This window comes from Microcystis sp. M49636_WE2 (assembly GCF_030065375.1).
Lineage (GTDB): Bacteria > Cyanobacteriota > Cyanobacteriia > Cyanobacteriales > Microcystaceae > Microcystis > Microcystis aeruginosa_C.
On the sequence record NZ_JASJFG010000693.1, the window covers coordinates 1 to 3,093 of the forward strand.

At 44.2% G+C, this 3,093-nt stretch carries 3 protein-coding genes; 2 read left to right on the forward strand and 1 reads right to left on the reverse strand.

Annotation, left to right across the window (positions count from 1 at the left end; genetic code table 11):
- The coding region (gene pyrG / locus PX484_RS15915; RefSeq protein WP_288104697.1) for a glutamine hydrolyzing CTP synthase at positions 1 to 1,628 on the reverse strand (1,628 nt) is incomplete at its 3' end.
- A 231-nt stretch (positions 1,629 to 1,859) separates the two neighbouring features.
- Between pyrG and PX484_RS15920 the strand changes: the two genes are divergently transcribed.
- Together PX484_RS15920 and PX484_RS15925 are read left to right on the forward strand one after the other, a co-directional pair.
- Complete coding sequence (locus PX484_RS15920; RefSeq protein WP_002798561.1) at positions 1,860 to 2,213, forward strand: hypothetical protein; 354 nt, start codon at positions 1,860 to 1,862, stop codon at positions 2,211 to 2,213.
- A gap of 230 nt (positions 2,214 to 2,443) precedes the next feature.
- Positions 2,444 to 3,093: protein kinase domain-containing protein (locus PX484_RS15925; protein WP_288104699.1), on the forward strand; the 650-nt coding region annotated here is incomplete at its 3' end.

Here is a 3,093-nt window from a genome sequence, read left to right on the forward strand (position 1 = left end):
GAATGCTGACTACTCAGGGAAAACTTTTCCTCTCTACCCTTAAGGGCCGCTTTCATGAAACCAGAAAAGAGAGGATGAGCTTTATTGGGACGAGAGCGAAATTCGGGGTGAAATTGGGTAGCAATAAAGAAAGGATGTTTTGGTAGTTCGATAATTTCCACCAAACGACCATCAGGAGAAGTGCCACTCACCAGATAACCAGTCTCAAAAAAGAGACTACGATAGGCATTATTGAACTCGTAACGGTGACGATGGCGCTCATAGATAACCTCCTGACCGTAGAGAGAGAAAGCCAGACTATCCGGATTTAAACGACAGGGATAGAGACCTAAGCGCATTGTTCCCCCTAAATCCACCACATCTGCCTGTTCTGGCAGTAAATTAATCACTGGATTGGGTGTATCCTCTTCAAATTCGGAACTATTGGCCCTTTCCAATCGGGCCACATTGCGACCCCATTCGATAATCGAACACTGCATCCCTAAACAGAGACCCAAGAAAGGAATATTATTGACCCTAGCATACTCGATCGCCTTAATTTTGCCATCCACACCCCTAATACCAAAACCACCTGGTACCACAATACCGTCAACACCGCTTAAATGAGCTTCGGCCGAATCGTTATCCACATCTTCGGCACTTACCCAACGCAATTCTATCTCGCTATTAAGGGCAATGGCAGCGTGTTTAAGGGCCTCCACCACCGAGAGATAAGCATCCCCCAACTGCACATATTTACCGACGATAGCTATCTCTAATTTTTGACCGGGGGATTGCATCTGTCGGATGAGATTTTCCCACTCCTCCAGATGGGGGTATCGGGAACCCAGGTTTAATAATTCTAGGGTTTGTTGCGCTAATCCCTCTTTTTCCAGATTGAGGGGAACTTCGTAGATACTGCTGGCATCCTGAGCAGTAATCACCGATTCCACCGGCACATCACAGAAAGCTGAGAGTTTTTCTTTTAACCCCGGTTGTAGGGGTAGATGACAACGACAGACTAACACATCCGGTTGAATACCGATCGATCTTAATTCCTTGACCGAGTGTTGCGTCGGTTTCGTTTTCATCTCCTTGGCGGCCGGAATCCAAGGAATTAGGGTAACGTGCATATAAACCACGTTATTTCGACCTACATCCTTCCTAAATTGCCTAATTGCTTCTAAAAAAGGCAAAGATTCGATATCTCCCACCGTACCACCAATTTCTGTAATGACAATATCGGGGTTGGTATCTTTGGCCACCCGGAGAATCCTTTCCTTGATTTCGTTGGTAACATGGGGAATTACCTGCACGGTTCCCCCCATATAAGCACCACGGCGCTCTTTATTCAATACCGCTTGATAAATCGAGCCAGTAGTCACGCTATTGAGACGGGAGAGTTCCGTATCGGTAAAACGTTCGTAGTGGCCAAGGTCGAGGTCGGTTTCGGCCCCATCATCGGTGACAAATACCTCTCCGTGTTGAAAAGGACTCATCGTACCCGGATCCACGTTGATATAGGGGTCTAATTTCAGAATTGAGACGGAATAATCCCGACTTTTTAACAATCTTCCCAAACTAGCAGCGACAATCCCTTTCCCAATACTGGAGACGACTCCCCCAGTGACAAAGACAAATTTACTCATAAAATTCTTCCTGCGATCGATTATACCTAGCAAGGGGTGAGAGTTTTCGGGATGCGGCGGTGTCATTTTCCCAGATTTCATTATAGCTGGATGACCTATACCCCGATCCTCGTTTTAGCTCCCTCTCGAAAATCTATTGCACCACAGCCTTTAGTCACCTTCATGCCGATCATGTAAATTTTCCGCTACAATCGAGAGTACTAAGACTCAGGCAATTGTAAAGTAATATTAATGATAGATTTTAATACCCTCGCTGAATTTTCCCGCAACTATTGCGTCTCGATTTGTGCCTTTTTAGTACCCGCTAACTTAGTAACCACCGTTTTAACAGTTCTTTTTCTCTATTTCGGTCGTCCTACCCGTCAAATCTTCCCCATTGCTTCCCTAGCTTTGTTGTTCGCTATCACCATGTTTCTCCACGTCGCCACCTGGTTGATGATTGGTGTGGTTATGGCCCCCACTTTTATCCTCTTTGGACTGGGTTTAACCTGTTTTGTGATCAATCTTCAAGCCATCAGCGATCGCCAAAGCTTGGAACAGTTATTACACACCGGGGTTAATCGTCTGGCACGCTCATTCAACTAAAGAAAAGCGCCGAGACTTCCCACTCCACCATGAAGATAACCGCTAGATCTGGCTGAATTTTTTTCAGCCAAAGACTTGACAAACTCCAAAATTTCTGCTAACCTTGTAGTATAATGGCAATCCGTGTCGGCCTACGAACGCTCTTTTTAACTCTTTCTTAAGAATAAAAATTTTAACCCGAATTGCCGGTAGTAGCTAAACTAAGAGCAGTACCACGGGAAACGGTGACTATGGAAGTTATTTGTACGCGTCCCCACTGTCCGAGACCGCGTAATCAATGCCCAGACCTAGACGATAGCAATCGCTTAACCTCGATCGAGCAGAAATATTGTACTACTTGCGGGATGCCATTAATTTTAGGGGGACGTTATTTGCCAGAACGTCTATTGGGACAAGGAGGATTTGGGGCGGCATTTTTAGCAGTAGATCGTTATAGTCCCAAAAAAGCTAAATGTGTACTCAAACAATTTCAACCTTCCGGTAATTTAAGTCCGCAAGCTTTAGAAAAAGCGAAAAATTTATTTTTTCAAGAAGCGCACGTTTTAGAAGATTTAGGACGAGAACATCCCCAAATCCCCGATCTCTATGCTTTTTTCCCTTTAACAGTCAAGAATCAATTAACGGGAAAAGAAGAGCAATTTTTCTATCTGGCCCAGGAATATATCGACGGTAAAAACTTAGAAGAAATTCTCCAACAGCAACAAAAACCCTTTCAAGAAAGTGAAGTCAAAAACATTCTCAAAGAATTACTTCTTATCCTCAAATTTATTCATGAAAATGGTTCCATTCACCGGGATATAAAACCATCTAACATCATGCGCTCCCAAAATGGCCGCCTCTATTTACTCGATTTTGGGGCAGTAAAACAGGCTACCAATAA